Origin of the sequence: Pseudoalteromonas luteoviolacea (genome assembly GCF_001750165.1) — a bacterium.
GTDB classification, from domain to species: domain Bacteria; phylum Pseudomonadota; class Gammaproteobacteria; order Enterobacterales; family Alteromonadaceae; genus Pseudoalteromonas; species Pseudoalteromonas luteoviolacea_G.
The window spans coordinates 3,115,558-3,135,736 of record NZ_CP015411.1; the positions used below are offsets into that span (position 1 = coordinate 3,115,558).

A 20,179-nucleotide genomic window follows, 5' to 3' on the forward strand; every position below is an offset into this window, starting at 1 on the left:
TAGGGCCTTTGCTTTGCACATTATTAGTTACACCCGTTTTACTGAGACAAACCATGAAAAACAAGCAAGATACTACGGCTAACAAACACACATCAGCTCAACAAGAGATTGCCATTGTTGGTATATCGCTGCGCTTTCCCGGCGCTAGCAGCAAAGAGCAGTTTTGGCACAACTTAGCAAACAAAGTAAGTAGTATCAGTGAGATCCCTGCGGCGCGCTTTCGATGGCAAGATGACTTTGACCCAACTCCGAAAAAAGACGAACAAAAAATCGTGAGTAAATGGGGCGGATTTATCGACAATATTGACGGTTTTGATGCCGGATTTTTTGCCATTTCCCCCAAAGAAGCGCAAAGCATGGACCCACAACAACGCCTGAGCATGGAGCTGGCGTGGCAATGTTTTGAAGATGCGGGTTTGTCTCCAAGCAGCTTCAAAAATACCAAAACGGGTGTGTACTTAGGTTGCAGTAATACCGATTATCAAGAGCTTGCCACAGGTAACATAGACCCACATTTTTTAACGGGCATGTCGACTGGAGTTTTTGCCAATCGCATCTCCCATTATTTTAATTTCCAAGGCCCCAGCGAGACCGTCGATACCGCGTGTTCATCGTCTTTGGTTGCGTTGCACAAAGCCATGAACGACTTTAATGCCGGTGAGATCAACGCTGCTTTAGTTGGCGGTGTTAACCTGCTAATCACTAAAAGTCGTTATGTGTCATTCAGCAAGCTCGGGGTGCTATCGCCAAATGGCCGTTGCAAAACCCTAGATGCCAACGCCGATGGCTATGTGCGTGGCGAAGGCGTGGGCATGGTACTGCTGATGCCATTAGAGCACGCTTTAAAAGAAAACCTCACTGTGTACGGTGTGATCAAAGGCAGCAGTGTCGGTCATTCAGGTCACACCAATACCCTCACTTCACCCAGTCCATTTTCGCAATCTCGTGTCATTCAAGAGGCCATCGACAATGCGGGGATCCATAGTGAAGATTTATCTTACATTGAGCTACATGGGACAGGCACTCGACTTGGCGACCCAATTGAAGTTCAGGGTCTAAAACGGGCTTTTCGTGCTACCAAATCTAAAAAGTCAGACGGAGACTCTGCATGTTATCTCAGCACGGTAAAAACCAATATCGGTCACCTGGAGTCCGCTGCTGGCATAGCAGGTATCATCAAGGTACTTTTGAGTTTTAAACACCAACAAGTACCGCCGCTACAAAACTTTGAGACGTTGAACCCCAAAATCACACTGGATAAATCACCGTTTGCCTTAGCGACTGACTGTGTACCCTTAGAGCAAAAGCATGTGCTTGCTGGTATTTCCTCATTTGGCTTTGCTGGCGTTAACGCCCATGTGATTTTGCAATCACCACCTGCTCAAATAACAAATACCGTTAGTTTAGATACGCCAACTGTTATTGTGCTCTCCGCCAAAAAGCCTGAGGCCTTAATGGCGCGCGCAAAAGCACTTAGAGCCTTTATTGAAGCGCAAAGCTTAACCGATGATAATTTGGCAGACTTGGCATTTACCCTACAAGTTGGCCGCGAAGACATGAGCCAGCGCTTGGCTTTTAGCGCTAGTTCAATGACAGAAGTCAAAGCGCAGCTTAATTTGTTTATCGAGGGTAAAAGCGGCGCTTGGCAACAAGGTAAAGCAGATAAAGACAACGCGAGTACCTGCATAACAGCAGATAATCAAAACACCTCTGATGCACTAAACCAATGGCTATCAGGTGCGACTGTTGATTGGTCAGCACTTTATCCCAATGCCAAGCCACAGCGACTTGCCCTGCCCGGCTACCCGTTTAATCCAAAGCCATACTGGATAACCTCAAAAAAAGACGCGCCAACAACCGACATTTTACATCCACTACTGCATAAAGCGTTACCTGCTTTTGATGAACTGCTATTTAGCTCGACTTTTACTGGTCACGAATTCTTTTTAGCTGACCACAAAGTCAATGGTGAGCGCCTGTTACCTGGGGTTTGTACGTTAGAAATGGTCCGTGCTGCCATCGCGTTATCCCACAATTTAAATGCGTCCCATGCCATTCAAATTGCAAACGTCAAATGGCTACGCCCGATTAGTATTGAGCAGGGTGCATCGACTGAGCAAAACACCATTTATCTATCCCTTTGGCAGTCAGATAGTGCAATGCAATTTGAAGTGTGGCAAAAGCACGAAGGCGCCCAGCAGGTCTGTGCCTCAGGAAAGGTGCAAGTGTCACAGCAAAGCGCGCCCGTCACCTTATTTGGATTAACCACAGAGTCTGATCAGCTGCTTACACCAAGTGACGCTTACGCCACCTTTAAAAACATGGGTATAGACTACGGCACCCGTTTTCAAGGTCTACAGCAGTTGAGCAAACAAGGTACGACAGCAACCGCCAAAGTGGCCGTGCCTTCGTCATGTAGCCAAGGCTTTGGCCTATCACCAGCCCTTGTCGATGCGGCGCTGCAATCCTTAATCATATTTGCCGACCAGTCACACGCAGCCCTGCCATTTGCCACCGAGCAAGTGTGTTTTTACAACGCACAGCAATTAAGTGAAGCACAGCACACTGAAGTCTGGGTTAAAGCAACGCAAACAAACAACGATACAGATAACACACAAAAGTTTGATTTGGATCTCTGTGATTTAGATGGCAATTTACTTATGGGCATTAAAGGCTTTTCAACTCGAAAAGTGCCACTAGATGCTGTCAAAGCAAGTACACAAGACCTGCTCACGCTCACGCCTTGCTGGCAAGCAGTCACACCCGACTTTGCCACATCTCCTGAACTGCACGCAGCTTATTTTGGGCCACAGGTATTAAAACCAGATTGGTTAACAGAGAGTACAGACACCAATCAGCTGGTTTGGCTGGCAAAAGATGAGTACGCACAGCCACTGGCTTTATTCCAACAGCTCAAGCGCATGTTGGCAGACGGGTTTGATAGTAAGCCACTATCAATCACCTTAGTGACAAAACAAACACAAGTCGTTTTTGGCCAAAATGAACAAGTTAACTGCGAAGGTGCAGGCCTAATAGGCCTACTGCAAAGCGTTGCACAGGAATACCCAAGCTGGACGGTGCGTGTCATAGATGCGGCGCAATTAGATTCTATCCCACGTGAATTTACAGCGCTGCCTGCGGGGTTGTATGCGCATCGTACCGAGCAATACTTTAGCTTTGAGCTGACGCAGCACACCTTTCTAGATGGGGCAGCTAACAATGCGAGTCTGCAAACACAGGGCACCTATCTCGTACTGGGCGGGGCTGGCGGTCTTGGCCAAGTATGGAGTGAGTGGATGATAAAGCACCGCGATGCGCAAATCATCTGGCTTGGCCGCCGTGAACTAAACACCGACATTCAAAGCGATATTGACCGTTTAGCAAAGCTTGGCAAAGCCCCTGTATACATTCAATGTGATGCCAGTGACAAAGATGCAATGGAAAGTGCATCTCAAGACATCGCCCGTCAATTTGGCAGTTTAAATGGTGTGGTGCATTCAATTTTACACCTAGAAGACCAAACGCTGACAAACATGGACGAAGCGCAATTTAACCGCAGCTATCACGCCAAGCAGCAAACCGGAGAAATCGCGCTGGAGGTATTCAGCCAAGCAGATTTAGACTTTTTCTTGTTTTTTTCATCCATGCAGTCGTTTTCTCCTGCTGCCGGGCAAAGTAATTATGCCGCGGGGTGCGTATATCTAGATTCACTTGCTCGCACTTACCAGCATAAGTGCCCAGTTAAAATCATCAATTGGGGATACTGGGGCTCTGTGGGCGTCGTCCAAGACGCATACTACCAAAAGAAAATGACGGCTATGGGCATTGGCTCTATCGAGGCTGAGCAAGGCATGCAAGCACTTGCCACCTTGATGGGCTCAAACTTAACGCAAGCGGGCGTGCTTAAAATCACGCAAGCCGCACTAACGGATACCTTTAAGTTACAGAGCTATAGTGCACAAGGCGCGCAGCATGCAATCGCCAAGCAAAGCTCTAAATATCAAGCGCCTAAACATCAAGTCTCTAAGCAAGATAGCAAAGCGCAGGTTGACCTAAACCAACTTTGCGCGGCACTCCACCAAGCTGGTTGGCAACAGCCAGCACAACGCGAGCGTGCCCTTGCCACTTTGCCTGAGTACTTCAGTAACTGGTGGACAGAGACCGAGCGCTATTTAGAGGCGCACCAGCTAATACAGAGTGGCGTTATTCAAGCTGGTAAAGCAGCCTATACTTCAACCCCATCGGAGGATCTACTAGATAATTGCTTGGCGAATTTGCCTGCCATTTTAAATGGCGAGCTCAAAGCCACAGATGCACTCTTTCCCAATGCATCCATGGCCTTAGTCGAAGCGGTTTATCAAAATAACCCGGTTGCGGATTATGCAAATGCGGTGTTGATTGAGCAGCTGCAAACCTACTTGGCGACAGCCAACTTGGAATCAATACGCGTGCTTGAAATTGGCGCAGGTACTGGCGGCACGACTCGCTCGGTTTTACCAGCCCTTAAACAGTGGCAAGTCGAAGAATACGCCTATACTGATTTATCAAAAGCATTCTTTAACCATGCCAAGGCGCAGTATCAAACTGATTACCCATTTGTTGATACCAAATACCTAGATATCAGCAAGCCTCTTGCAGGACAAAATATTGATATCGGCAGCTATGATGTGGTGATTGCCACTAACGTTCTGCACGCCACAGCGGACATTAAAAACACCCTGCAAAATGCCAAAGCTTGCTTAAAGCAAGGCGGCGTTTTACTTATCAATGAAGTGGTAAAAACCTCCTTATTTACACACCTGACATTCGGCTTATTAGAGGGATGGTGGCTAAGCCAAGATAAGCACTTACGCTTAGCAGGCTCGCCGATGCTGTCTATCGAAAACTGGCGACAAGCCCTTTTTGAAACTGGATTTGTAAACGCCTTTACCGCAGGTGATACCAGCGCGCCTCAGCAGGTTTTTTGCGCCCAAAGCGATGGCTTTTCTTTACAAGCAAAAACGCCAACTCACACCAAGAACAAAAATAAAAAAGACAATCACAAAGCAACACAGAGTATGAGCAGTACATTAAAACAAAAACCACAACACAATACAGATCCCTCTGTGCTGACTGAATTTGTCCACAATGCGCTATTTGACATTGCAAGTGCCGCCCTAGACATGGCTCCTAACGAGCTAGACGCAGATGAGTCATTTGCAGACTACGGGGTAGACTCTATTTTAGCCATTCAAATGCTGGATGAGATCAATGCCAAGTTTAACGTAAACTTGCCAGCAACCTTGCTGTTTGACTACCCGTCAATTGACACACTGAGCGCCCATATCATCGCAGAGCATAAAGAACAGGTTTTAGCGATAATGCCAACGCAAAGCGACGGCAACACATCTGAACACGCTGTTAAAACAAATACGAACACTGATAGCACGCACAATCTGCGCAAGCACAGTTCACACAGCAAAGTGGTGCAAGCAGAGCAAGAAAACTTAACAACACAAGCAACTGCTCACAGCGGTAAAATCGCCATTGTGGGCATGAGCGGTCAATTTGGTGATGCGGACAATCTCGAAGAGTTTTGGACCATGCTGGCGGAAAAACGCACCTCGGTCAAAGCACAAACGCGGTGGGATTTATCAAGCCTTACTAGCAATCAGCAAAGCTGGAGCAAATATGCCAGCTTGCTGAATGACATCAGCCTCTTCGACGCGCCATTTTTCTCAATTACGCCGCAAGAAGCCATGTACATGGACCCACAGCAAAGACTCTTTTTGCAACAAGCGTATAAAGCATTAGAAGATGCCAATATGATCACCAAAGTTGCGGGTCAAAATGTCGGCGTGTACTTGGGCTGTGCGCAAAGTGATTATGCTGGCTTGGCCGAAGAAGATGCACCCGCACAAGTGTTTTGGGGCAATGCGGGATCGGTTATCCCAGCTCGTGTCTCTTACTTTTTAAATTTAAAAGGCCCTGCCCTTGCAATAGACACGGCGTGTTCGTCCTCTTTGGTTGCCCTTCACAGTGCATGCCAAGCTTTAAACAACAATGAGATCAGCAGCGCTCTTGTCGGCGGTGTTGCTACTTTATGCACGCCTAAATTTTCAATCCATGCGGGTAAAGCGGGCATGCTTAGCCCAGATGGTACCTGTTATACCTTTGACGATCGCGCCAATGGCTTTGTGCCTGGTGAAGGCGCAGGTGTGCTCGTACTGAAAAAACTTGAAGATGCCGAGCGCGATGGCGACCACATTTACGGTGTGATCCTAGGCTCTGCCACCAATCAAGACGGAACCACCAGCGGGATCACCGCACCGAGCTCTTTATCACAAGAGCAATTGCACCGCGATATTTACACACGCTTTAATATTGCACCCGACTCAATTCAAATGATAGAAGCCCATGGTACAGGCACAAAACTGGGCGATCCCATTGAGTTTCAGGCGCTGACCCGTGCATTTAGAGCCCACACCGACAGCAACGAGTTTTGTGCGCTGGGCTCAGTCAAAACCAACATCGGCCACTGCCTAACCGCAGCGGGTGTTGCTGGTGTGATCAAAGCACTACTTGCCATGAAACACCGCACTATTCCTGCCTCGCTTCACTATGATCAAGGCAACAGTCACATCAATTGGCACAACACGCCATTTTTTGTCAACCAAGAAGCCATCGCATGGCAAAGCAACAACGGGCAAAAACGCCGTGCTGCGGTGAGCTCCTTCGGCTTTAGTGGCACCAACGCCCATGTTGTACTTGAAGAATACCAGCCTCAATCTATCAAGCAGCAAAACACCGCATCGCAACCGGTGATCATCACGCTTAGCGCCAAAAGCAAAGAGTCACTCAATGACAAAGCGCATGCCTTGAAGTCATGGCTAACTCGCAAAAACGTACAAGGCAGCGCCCTGACTAGCCTTGCCTTCACGCTACAAAGCGCCCGTGAAGAGATGGACTATCGCATGGCATTTACCGCAAGCACCATTGCAGATGTGCAAGATGGCCTGACGCAATTTACAAACAAGGCACGTGGTCACTACAAGCAAGGGGAAGTCAAACAAGGTAAAGAGATTTTAAGCGCACTGGATAGCAATGACTTTATGCGTTGGATAGAGCAAGGCGACTTGAACAAGTTGCTGGCGCTTTGGGTTGTTGGTGCTGACATCGATTGGCTTTTATTGTACGCACAGCAAACGCCATCGCTATTGCGTTTACCCACTTATCCGTTCGCTAAAACGTCATTTTGGCTGCCAGAAAAAAGTACACATAAATCCGCTGAAAAATGCGAGCCAAGTGCTGCGCTCGACTTTAATGGTCCAAGCGCCAATGTGCAAAGCGCACAAGCTTTTGAACCTGTTCCACACACACCAAGTGCACAAACATCCACTACACCATCGGCACTGCTGCATTACACCGCAAACTGGGCGGATAAGCCGTTAACTTCTACTGAGCCTGCAACATATCATCGTCAAGTTGTACTGCTTGGTGATGACTTACCGGAAATATACTCGGTATCAAGCACGCGTCTAAGCTGCACAGCCACTGAAGTTCAAGCGCAATTAGAAGTCTATACAAATGGACTTATCGACTACTTTAAGCTGCTCGAACGACAGCAAGGCACCATCACCAAAAAGACACCGAGCAAGTTACTTGTTCAAGTTGTGGTGAAAGACCAAACCTCGCTTTTATCTGCCCTCAATGGTGTACTGAAAACAGCCGCCATCGAATACAGCAACATTGAGACTCAGCTTATCGCCGTTGATGATACAAATAATTTTGAACACCTTGTTGAGAATGAAGCGAAAAAACAAGACGCCTGTATACGCTACCAACAAGGGCAGCGACAGGTTTTAACCTTTGACTTGCAAGCCTATCAGCAAGTTGACACCACCACTTTACCTTGGAAAGAAGATGGTGTGTATGTCATAACAGGCGGCCTTGGCCAACTTGGTCAAACCTTTGCCAAAGAAATCATCCAACATACTAAACAAGCACATATTGTGTTTGTTGGCCGCCGTGCACTTAGCGATGCGATTCAATCAAACCTTGATGCCCTTGGAGGCGAGCCTTCAAGATTGAGCTATGTATCATTGAATATTGCCAATCATGATGACGTCAACGCACTGTTTGCAAGCCTCAAAGCCAAGCATGGCGGTATCACAGGCATAATTCACAGTGCAGGGGTGATCAAAGACCAACTGATAAGCAATAAAACGCCGCAAGAAGTCGCACAGGTGTTTGCGCCAAAAGTGGCTGGCTTAATCGCTTTAGATGAAGCAAGTAAAACTTGTGATTTAGACTTTTTTGTCTGCTTCTCTTCCATTGCGGGTGTATTTGGCAATATGGGACAGGCAGATTATGCCTGTGCTAACGCCTTTATGGACCGCTTTATGGCTGCTCGTCAAACGCAAGTAATACAAGGCATGCGCAGCGGTTTGAGCCTATCGATTAACTGGCCATTGTGGTCAGAAGGTGGCATGCATGTTGATTCATTAACCACATCTATTTTGCAATCTCAAGGCATTGAAGTCATGCCGAATGAAGTCGGTATCGACGCGTTATATCGTGTCTTTACCTTGCACAACATCCCTACTCAGCACTGTTTTTTATACGGCGATGCCAGCAAATTAACACAGCTTTGGCACAGGCCTAACACCACCACTCAGTGCATCAACACCGGCTCTGTAGAGGGGGGAAAAAGCCACACCCAGATCTGTGACCACATTAAGTCAATTATTACCGACATCACTAAAATCGATGTGCAAGACTTAGACGATGAGGTTGCTTTTAAAGACATGGGCTTTGACTCCATCATGCTGATGTCTGTGGTGCAAAGGCTTGAGTCTGATACGTTTTTGAACATTGAAACTTTACCACCCGCACTGCTTTTTGAAATAAGCACCATCAATGAGTTATGTGACTATTTGGCTGCGCACCAACTGCCAACGCAAGTGGATGAGCCCATGGCTCAAAGCACGCCAGCCAGTGCAAATTTACATGGGCCTATGCCACTGTCAAAAGCTCAGCAAGGTCTGTGGTTGCTGCACAAGCAAAACCCGCAACTAAGTACTTACCATGTACCAATGGTTTTTGAAGTCAACGACTTGAATGTGGACTGTATGCAGGCTGCGCTTAACTGGCTCAGCCAAAAACACCCCATTTTGTCGGTGCAGCTTGCTGAAGTGGGAGGCTTACCCCAGCAACAAATCACAGGGCTTACACCCACACTGGAGCAAAATTACACGCCAGTGTCGTCAAAATCAGCCTTGATTGATTTGATCCAAGCTGACATCAAGCTGCCATTCGCGATGACACAATCACACTCAGCACACAGCCCGCTGCTGTGGCGCGCGGCGCATTGGCAAATAAATGGCCAGCTTGATGTGATGGTTTTAGTATTCCATCACCTTATTATTGACGGTGTCTCTGCGACCCTATTGCTTGAACAATTATGGCAAACTTACCACAACCTCGTCGCCAATGAACCGCTAGAGCAAGCTCAACCAGATACTGGCTTTTTCACCTACCTTGAGTGGGAAAAGCAGATGCTTAACAGCGAGCAAAGCACACAGCTAACACATTATTGGCAAACACAATTGCAAGGTGTTGAGTCTGAGCTGACATTAGCTGGCAAACAAGAAAAGCAAAGTGCGAATAAGCAAGCTAAGCGGCTTGAGCTGGCGATGAATAACAACCAAGTGCAGCGTATTCACCAATTTTGCAGTAGCAATAAAATAAACCCTGCCGCGTTTTTCTTATCTGCGTTTCAAACCCTGTTGAGTGCTAAAACGCAGCGTGATGACATCACTTTGGGCGTGCCAGTGCTGCACCGCCCAACCAGTGATATGGCCAACTCATTAGGCTTGTTTGTAAACCAGCTGCCACTTAGGGCTTCTGTCAATCAGGTGCACTCATTCTCGCAATTGGCTCTACAAAACCAACACCAGCTTGGCGAGCTTATAAAGCACAGTGGCTATCCATTTGCTGAAATCGTCCGCGCAACGGGTGCTAAACGCGCGATGCACAGCCATCCGATTTTCCAAATCGGGTTTGCCTACCATAACTTCTTAAAACCAGATTGGATTGAGTCTAATCAAGACTTGGTGAACGCCATTTGGCCTGACTGTGTGCAAGAACCTGAACTAGATTTAAGCTTGGAAGTCACGCCTTTATCGCACAGCTTTAAGGTTGCGTTTAAATTTGATGAAGCCGTCTACCCTTCAGCAATTATTGATGCATTGGCTAAAGATTATGCAAGTTTAATTGATGACGTGATGTTTGCAGGCGAGCAAGCACTTGGCAGCTTACCAGTCTTTGCTAACTTAAAAACCCTGCCAGCAGCTCAACCGACCTTAGTCGATTTGTTTGAAGCACAAGCCGCTATGCACCCAGAACGCATTGCGGTTTGCGTTGGTATGCAGTCAATCAATTACCATCAGCTCAATGACAAAGCCAATCAATTTGCAAACACGCTCTTAAATCACCCTGAATTTAAACAAGACACTGACAACCTTGTTGCGCTATGTGCCAAACCTTCTATTGAGTTGATCGTCGCGATACTGGGGATTTTAAAATCAGGTGCAGCCTATGTGCCAATTGATCCCAGCTCACCTGCGGCGCGCATTCAATATATTTTAGAAGACGCCAAACCAAGTATTTTAGTACTTGGCGCAGAGGTGCAGCATGCAGGGGCCTACCAGCACCATCAAGTGATTAATTTGCAAACGGCCCTTGCATGGACGACACAAGTTGCCAATATCAATCGCGCATCTGCATCCAACTTGGCGTACATTATTTATACATCGGGCTCAACGGGCAAGCCAAAAGGCGTTTTGGTTGAGCATCACAATGTGTGCAGCTTATTTAACAACACCCAATCGTTATTTGGTTTTAATGAGCAAGATACTTGGTGCTTGTTCCACTCTTATGCCTTTGATTTTTCGGTGTGGGAAATTTGGGGCGCGCTACTGCACGGTGGCAAGCTGTTGATCCCCGATGAGCTTACTCGCAAAGAGTCCGTGAGTTTTGCCAAGTTTGTCATTGATAACCAAGTGACTATTTTAAACCAAACGCCATCGGCATTTTACCCACTGATGGACAATTTGTTGGCAAGCCCACACAATGCACTGCGTAAAGTGATATTTGGTGGTGAAGCACTCGATGTAAGCAAGCTGGCTCCTTGGTTTGAGCAAGCACAACCACAAGCTGAGCTTGTAAACATGTATGGCATCACCGAAACCACAGTGCATGTGACCGAAGTCACCATAGATGCGAACATGGTCTATGGCACAAAAGCGCGCAGCATCATAGGTCGTGCCTTACCCGGCTACGACGTGTTGTTGTTAGATGAACAATTCAACCCAGTTCAAGCAGGCCAAGTTGGTGAGATTTTTGTCGCAGGCTGTGGCGTGACTCGTGGCTATCACAATCAACCAGCACTGACTAATGCACGCTTTATTACTCACAGTGATGGTAAACGCCTTTACCGCTCAGGTGATTTAGCCCGATTAAATGAGTCTGGATTACTGGAATACATGGGCCGAGCCGATGACCAAGTTCAGATCCGTGGTCATCGCATTGAACTTGGCGAAGTCCAACATGCACTGCAATCACTGAGCTACATCACAGACGCCTATGTCACTAGCGCACAAAAGCAACGTGGACAAGTTTTGGTGGCCTATATCATTGCACCTGATGCGCCGTCTACAGCGCAAATACGTGCCGATCTACTGTTCAAGTTACCTGAATACATGGTACCTGCTTATTTTGTATTGGTACCTCATTTTCCAATCACTTCAAACGGAAAAATAGATAAGCAAGCATTGTCAAAGCAGTTACCATTTGTGCCGTCACAAACGGCAATGTTAGAGGTAAACCCTAACGCCAGCACCCTCACTGCAACACCTAAACTAACTGAGCAATCAGAGCTAAAAGCAGCGGTGACGCAAATTTGGCAGCAGGTTTTAGAAGTCGACCACATCGCCTCCAACGTGCCATTTTTTGAAGCTGGCGGTGATTCACTGCTGACCAATGTACTCACTGCAAAGTTCAAGTCACAGTTAGGTGTTGAGTTTCCGCTCACGCAAATTTTTCAATCCAGCACCATAGATGCGATGACAGACTTTATCGCCCAAGCGCAAAGTACGCATACGCAAGCGCCTGCTCAAGAGATAGCAAGCGATAAAGCTAATAGCGATTCTCACAATCAAGGTAATCGCACTCAAGATATTGCACTGATTGGCCTGTCTTGCCAGTACCCTGCTTCGCAGAACCACACCGAATTTTGGCATAATTTGGTCAACGAGAAAGACTTACTCAAACGACTCAGCGAGTCTACCGAGCAAGGCGACATTACATGGCTCGACTCCTGGGTTGAAGGCCAAGACCAATTTGATCCAGAGTTTTTCAATATCTCTGAAAAGAACGCCAAAACAATGAGCTACTCGCAACGTCAATTGCTACTACATGCGTGGAAAGCGATTGAAGATGCAGGCTACTGCGCTGAAAATATGCCAAATACGGGCGTGTATGTATCATCCTCTGGTGCGGATAACCCAGATTTAAACCTGCAAGACAAGTTTAAAGATGGCCAGTTTATTTTAAATGCACAAGACTATGTGGCTTCGACCATTAATCAACCTGGTACACTGCCAACCACCATTTCATATCATCTTGGCTTTACTGGCCCAAGCTTGTTTGTGCACTCAAACTGCTCATCGTCTATGTCTGCTATCTCGTTGGCATGTAGCGCACTGAAAGCTGGCGAGATTGATTACGCCATTGTCGGCGCAGCTTGCCTTTACCCGCAGCGCTACACTGGATATGAGTACGAAAAAGGACTCAACTTTGCAGGCGATGCACGCTGTAAGGTGTTTGATGAACAAGCCGACGGTATGATTGGCGGCAGCGGCGTGTCTGTAATTGTATTAAAACGCGCCGATGATGCAGTCAATGACGCTGATAACATCTACAGCCTTATTCGTGGTATCAAGGTAAATAACGACGGCAAAGACAAAGCAGGCTTTTTCGCCCCGGGCACCAAAGGGCAAATGCATGTCATAGAGCAAACTTTAAAAGCGTCAGACATCTCCCCTGCTTCTATTAGTTATGTGGAAGCTCACGGTACTGGCACAGCTCTTGGCGACCCCATTGAGTTTTCATCTTTGCAGCAGGTCTATCAACAATATAGCGACGACAAGCAGTTTTGCGGTTTAGGCGCTGTTAAATCTAACCTAGGTCATACCGATACGTTGGCAGGCCTCACTGGCTTAATTAAAACATCGTTGGCGCTTTATCACAAAAAACTGCCAGCCTCATTGCATTACAATAACGCTAATCCGCACATAGATTTAGCAAATTCACCATTTTATGTGGTAGATAGCACACGAGATTGGCACACACCGCTACTACCAAGGCGCGCAGCTGTAAGCTCTTTTGGTATTGGCGGTACCAATGCCCATGCCGTGCTGGAAGAAGCCTGTAACATCGAGCATCACGAGCTGGAGAACCAGCTAATAAATACACCGGCCATTATTGTGCTCTCTGCACATACACAAGCAGTGTTAGACAAACAAGTGGCGCAATTACATGACTATTTGGCTGCTAACAACTTAACTGAGCAAGACCTAAGAAGACTGGCTTATACCTTGCAAATTGGCCGTACTGTTATGCCAATTCGCACCGGGTTTGTCGTCAGTTCTATTGCTGAGCTGAAATCAAAACTTGCCGAGTACGTGACAACAGCCACAACTAAGCCAACACACTCAATTGATTTAGAGCGTGCAATAAGAGTTTTAGATCATCAAGAGATCTTAGCCCATTGGGTCGAAACAGGTTTCACAAACTGGGACTTTATCTATCACGGTGTAAAGCTGCCAAAGCTCAGCTTGCCTACCTACCCGTTTGCACTTAAAACCATTCGTCTTGGCGATGCACAAACCGTGCAAGCACCTAAAGTTGGTGATGGTCAACAAGCTAAAGTGACGCTGAAAGCCCCTGTTTGGATCAAAAAAGCCCAAACAGGCCAAGCTCATACGACAGCGACTGATACAGAGCATCACCTTATTTTGTGTGACTCCACTGTAAGTACACAATTCAGTGAACTGCCAGATACGCAAATACATACATTGCACTCTGAACACTTCGCGATTGAGCAAAAAATTGCAGACTATGGCTTTCAACTGGTTGAGCTTATCAAGCACTTAGCAAAGGCCAAAAAGCAGATAAAACTGCAACTGTTGATTGGCGACACTGCATCCACCGATACTCAAGCGAACCTGCATACTTGCTTCCATGCGCTATTAAAAACAGCCAGCCTTGAGCACAAAACACTGCAAACACAATTGTTGGTGTTAGACGCAGAAGCAATAGAAAGTAACGTTGCTAAGATACTCCGTGCCGAACAAAGTGGCTTTGATGATAAATTTGTCCGTTACACAACCGGTGAGCGTGAAGTATTAACCTATCAAGCAATCACATCGACTGAACCAAAAGTGCCGTTTAAAGCAAATGGCGTTTATCTCATCACGGGTGGCTTTGGTGGCATAGGTCAGCACTTTATCAAGGCGATCAGTGCACAACCATTTAATAAAACCATTGTCGTAACAGGTCGTAAACCGCAAAGCCATCCTGAAGTGCAAAAGCAATTGGTGGCGCTAAGCACATCAAATACGCAATTGCAGTACCAAAGCGTGGATGTCTCACACAAAATGAATGTGCTTTTGATGGTCCGTGACATCCTTGCCAAACATGGTTCGCTGTGCGGTGTTATTCACGCGGCAGGCATTGTTAAAGACACGCTGTTAAGCAAAAAAGATAAACACAGTTTTTCGCAAGTACTTGCCCCTAAAGTTTCCGGCGTGGTTGCATTGGATGAAGCCACTCAAGATTTGGCGCTGGACTTTTTTGTCTGTTTTGCAGGGCTAAGCGGCGTAAACGGTGCTTTAACGCAAGTCGATTATGCCACTGCCAATGCCTTCTTAGATAGCTATATGCACTATCGCAGTGGACTGCAACAACGCGGTGAACGCCAAGGTATGAGCGCCAGTATCGACTGGCCATATTGGCAAGATGGCGGCATGAAGATCAATCCTGATTTTAAAGACCTGCTGGCACAAACTGGTTTTACACCCATGCCTACACGCACAGGCATTGACGCATTTTACAGTGCGCTGCAATCACCTCAAACGCTCGTTGAATATACTAACAAGACGCAAACTGCCAATGTCAGTAGCGCTCCCAATGCACATTTGTTTGACAGTATCGAGGCGCTCACTGCTGAGCTAAAAACGGGCTTAAGCGGCATTGCCGCTGACATTTTAGGGGTGGATGCCAACGAGCTTGACCCTGATACAGATTTAGGTGACTTTGGCGCAGACTCTATCGCTTTTATCACCTTTATCAACCAAGTGAATGCCAAATACCAACTAACGCTGTCGCCGAGCGTGCTGTTTATGCACTCTACTTTAAACAGTATTTTGACCCATATTTTGGACGAACATAGCGATAAATTGGTTGGGAACAACTCAGATCATACTGAGCTTCAAAAGACCCAAGTTACTGAACAGAAGAATGAAACGGATGATCGCATTGCGATCATTGGGATCAGCGCACAATTTCCACAAGCAAATAACATTGATGCATTTTGGCAAAACCTCACCAATCAAACAGACTGTGTAACTGAATTTGACTGGGCAGGTGAAAATACTGATACCCGTTCACAACAACCTCTACCAAAAGACATTAACTGGCTTGGTCGCCTTGAGCGCAACCAACACTTTGACCCACTGTTTTTCAATATTGCCCCTGCTGAAAGTGATCGTATTAAGCTTCAAGAAAGCTTGTTGATGTCACATGTTTGGCAATGTATTGAAGATGCTGGCTATGATCCAAAATCCTTAGCAGGCACCAATACTGGGTTATTTATTGGCTGTCAGGCTGGATATCATGAGGGCTTAATCACCTCCTCCGCCTATGCGCCAAATCGCATGAGCTACTTCTTGGATTTGCACGGCCCAAGTGAAGGCGTTGATACTACCTGCTCGTCTTCTCTCGCTGCCATCCACAAAGCAGTACAAGCCATTCAAAATGGTGAGTGTGATCAGGCCATCGTAGGCGGTGTGAATGTCATTGACTCTCCGAGTGCATCGATTGCAATGCATGACATTGGTGCGCTTTCACCTACAGGCCGTTGTCGTACTTTCTCGGCCGATGCCGACGGTATTGTGCGCGGCGAAGGTGTGGGCATGATCTTTATTAAAAAGCTAAGTGAATCAGAGCGTGATAAAGATCACATCTATGGGACGATTTTAGGCTCCGCCATTAATCACGGCGGCAAGTCTCAAGGCTTTACGGTCCCCAATGCAAAAGCGCAAACTCGCCTGCTCGACAAAGCATGGCAAGATGCGGGCGTTGACCCAAGCACGCTCAGCTACATTGAGTGCCATGGTACTGGCACCTCACTTGGTGACCCTGTTGAGCTGGATGCACTCAAGGCCGCCTATAAAAAAATCAGCACGGCTACAGATAACGCGCAAACCTGTGCGCTGGGCTCAGTGAAAAGTAATATCGGTCACCTTGAAATTGCCGCAGGTATTGCTGGGGTGATCAAAGTATTACTGCAACTTAAACACCAAACTTTAGTGCCATCACTCCATGTAGATGAGCTCAACCCATACTTAGGCCTTGAGCACTCACCATTTAAAGTACAAACAGAGATGACTCCTTGGCAAAGCGAGCAACCACGCCGTGCTGGGGTGAGCTCATTTGGTATCAGTGGCGTAAACGCCCATATCGTACTTGAAGAATACAGCAAACAGCCTGTCGCCGAGGCCACAGCAGCGAATACTGAGTCTGCCGTCGTGCTTTCGGCTGCTAGCCAATCAGCGCTAGAAGCAAAAGTTAAGGCGCTCAATGCCTATCTTGAGCAGCAACCGACCGTGTCTTTCGAGTCCCTCGTTTATACACTGAAAATAGGTAGAACGGCGCATAAATACCGCACTGGCTGGACTGTTTCCTCTATTACGGATTTAAAACAAAAACTCGACGTTGAGCTTGCAAGCAATACTTTGATGATTAAAAAGGTGCCAAGCACAAAAGCTGAGGCGATTACTGATAACGATGTATTAAAGCTTGGGCGCAACCCAGCGGCTCTACTGCGATTTTGGCTTGAAGGGCACCCAATCAATTGGTCTGTGCTGTATAAAACATCGGTGCAAAAAGTCAGCTTGCCAAGTACACCGTTTTTAACCACAGAACCCCCTGCCGCACCTTGGTTACTGCTAGAGAATCAATGGCAAACGATGCCACTGAGTTGCCCGCTAGATTGGCAAGCACAGTTAAAACCGCTGCTTGCTAGCAAAAAAGGGCTCATCGTTGCAAAAGATAAGCAAAGCGCTGAGCCACTGCGTGCTGAGCTCAACGACTGTGACGTGGACATTGTACATTTATCAGAGCTCGAAACTTTTGTATTTAACCAAGATACGTTACCTAGCTTTGTCTACTTCATTGCCGAGCAAACAGAAACAAAGCCTGCGGATATAAAACCTCTATACGAATTTATACAGGCTATTTCTAAGTTTGATAAACATGCGATGCAGTTGTTTTACGCTTTGCCAAATAGCCAAACTAACAGCAGTTATGACGACCTCAGCGCACTTCTCAGAAGCTACACTATGCGCAACCCTGCCCATGTTTGGAGTCTGGTTGAGTTTGCTGATAACTGTTCAAACTGGGCTGACAAATTACTGCAAGAGCTGGTTTGCCCAAGCTTAAACAGCGATGCCACTCAACCTAACCAAGTGAAGTATCAAGACCAATCTCGTTTTGGCTTAGCACTGAACAAAGCGGCTTTTCCTACAAATAATTCTGCGCTCTGTGCAAACAACTTTAAGCAACAGGGAGTATATTTGATTGCTGGCGCACTGGGCGAGCTAGGCATGGCACTGTGTGAGCAGTTATTAACGCAATTTAACGCCACACTAATCTTGCTAGGCAGACGCAAAGAGGCGCAATGTATTGACTCACTCAGTCAACTCAAAGCATGTGGTCGCCAAAGTCAGGTCCACTACGTGAGCGCAGATGTCGCTTGCGAGCAAAGCCTTGAAGAAGTTCACAAGTACATGGATGAGCAAAGCTTGCAGCTAAATGGCATATTGCATTTAGGTACCGCCTTTAAAGAAGATGAAAACAACTGGGCTGACTTTGAACAAGCAATGCAAGTCAAAGTGCAAGGCTCAATCAATCTGGACAAGGTATTTGCACATACCGACCTTGATTTGTTTCTGATGTTCTCATCCATGGCGGTATTTGGCAGTTTAAATCACCTGTCCTACTCATACGGCAATGGCTTTCAAAACGCATTTGCCCACGCCCGTCAACAACAAGTACTGGCAGGTGACAGGCATGGTAAAACGTTGGCCATTAATTGGGGCTACTGGCATTCGGACGATTCAGTAAAAAGCATTGAAAATAGTTTTGCCGAGAAAAAAGGCTATCAACTTATCACCATGCCTGAGGCGTTTAGCTTAATGCAACACTTGTTGAACAGCGAAGTCACCAACATCGGCGCTTTACTGAGCACATCGCCTGATAAAATCTATCAAAATACCACGCGCATAATGAGTCGCGAGGTTGCGCCCGCTGATACTGTCACACACTTATCAGATACACAGATTGAAGTAGTGAACAGTGCTGATATACGAGGTGCTGTGATCCAAATCGTCAGCAATGTGATTGGTATAGCGGCAGATGAATTAGACCTAGAGTGCGACCTGTACGAGTATGGATTTGATTCCATTTCTTTACTGAAAACCTTTCAGCAATTAAAAGAGCAGCTTAATATTGAGCTACAGGCAGATGCGTTTAAAAACATGAATACCATAGCCGCATTCATTGAAGACATTGAAAAGCTCTACTCTGTACAGCATACGGATAGCCAAAGTGAAGAAAGCCAGCAAAAGCCTGACTTTATTTTAGATGCGGGCTTCACCCCAACAGCTAATACTACTGGGCTAACAAAAGCCTATGAAGGCGAGGTCAAATCAGTGCTACTCACTGGCGCAACGGGCTTTTTAGGCAGCCATATTCTCCAGCAGTTATTAGATGAAACAGATGCCACCATCTACTGCATTGTCAGAGCAAGTTCACTAAATGAGGCCAAGCAACGTATTGCGCACTCAGCTAAAAGCTACCAGCTCTCCCCTGATATGAATCGCATCGTACCCATGCTTGGGGATATGGAAAAGCCGCAGCTAGGCTTGTCTGATAAAGATTGGCAAAGCTTGTGCGAACATGTGCAGCACATAGTGCACACGGCTTCTTACGTGAATCATATTCAGCCTTACTTTGCATTTAAAAAGTCGGTGGCGGGCACCAATCAGCTGTTACAAATGGCCACGACAAAATCGCTCAAAATGATGCACTTTGTCTCGAGCACAACAGCCAGTACACAAGTCAAAAATTCGCACTTTTCAGTGAACCCCGTCGAAGACTTTATCGACGTCACTGATGCCGAGCTCATTTGTAGTGGCTACGGCCAATCCAAATGGGTGCAAGAGGAGAATATCCGCCAAGCTTCAGAATGTGGTGTGCCCTACACCATTTATCGCTTTGCGCAGATCTCAGGGTCGTCACAAACCGGTCTTGGTAACACTGACGATATTTTCCATCGAATTTTAAAAATGATGATGCGAACGCCTGTACAGCCCGCTGATGTTCCGTATTTACTGGATATTATTCCGGTTGATAAAGCCGCCGCCTCCATCGTGCTTGGCATGAGTGATGAGCAAAAACGCAATACCGTCTTTCATGTGGCAAACAAAACCCCACTGCCTGTCACACAGTTTTACGACATGGCAAAAAGCCAAGGTTTGCACTTTAAGCAGGGTGAAAAGCATGCATTTATTAAATCATGTAAACACTATATCGAACATGCAACAGAGGGGAATACGCAAGTCATTATGGATGGCTTACTCACACAGCGCCCAGGATATGATGAATATTTGTTTGAAGCCTACCTAATGCCCATGGCACCGTACGATAAAGACAATTATTTAGCACTGGTAGATCAATACCAAGTTGGATTAGATGATTGGGAGGCGCTGTTTAATACCTACTTTAAACAGTGGCGAGAAGACTCGCACTATCAAGTTATTTGGCAAGAGGCTGAACTCCCCTCTCAGTAATATAA

The 20,179-nt window shown here is 46.6% G+C and carries 1 protein-coding gene; it reads left to right on the plus strand.

All coding sequences use genetic code 11. The features are described from left to right. The first annotated feature begins 53 nt into the window (after positions 1-53). Positions 54-20,174, plus strand: coding sequence for a non-ribosomal peptide synthetase (locus tag S4054249_RS26330; RefSeq protein WP_046356721.1), 20,121 nt, complete (start codon positions 54-56; stop codon positions 20,172-20,174). Positions 20,175-20,179 lie beyond the last annotated feature (5 nt).

What these genes read in the sequence shown, in the direction of transcription:
- S4054249_RS26330 (WP_046356721.1), top strand. Translation starts at nt 54, where the DNA reads ATGAAAAACAAGCAAGATACTACGGCTAACAAACACACATCAGCTCAA.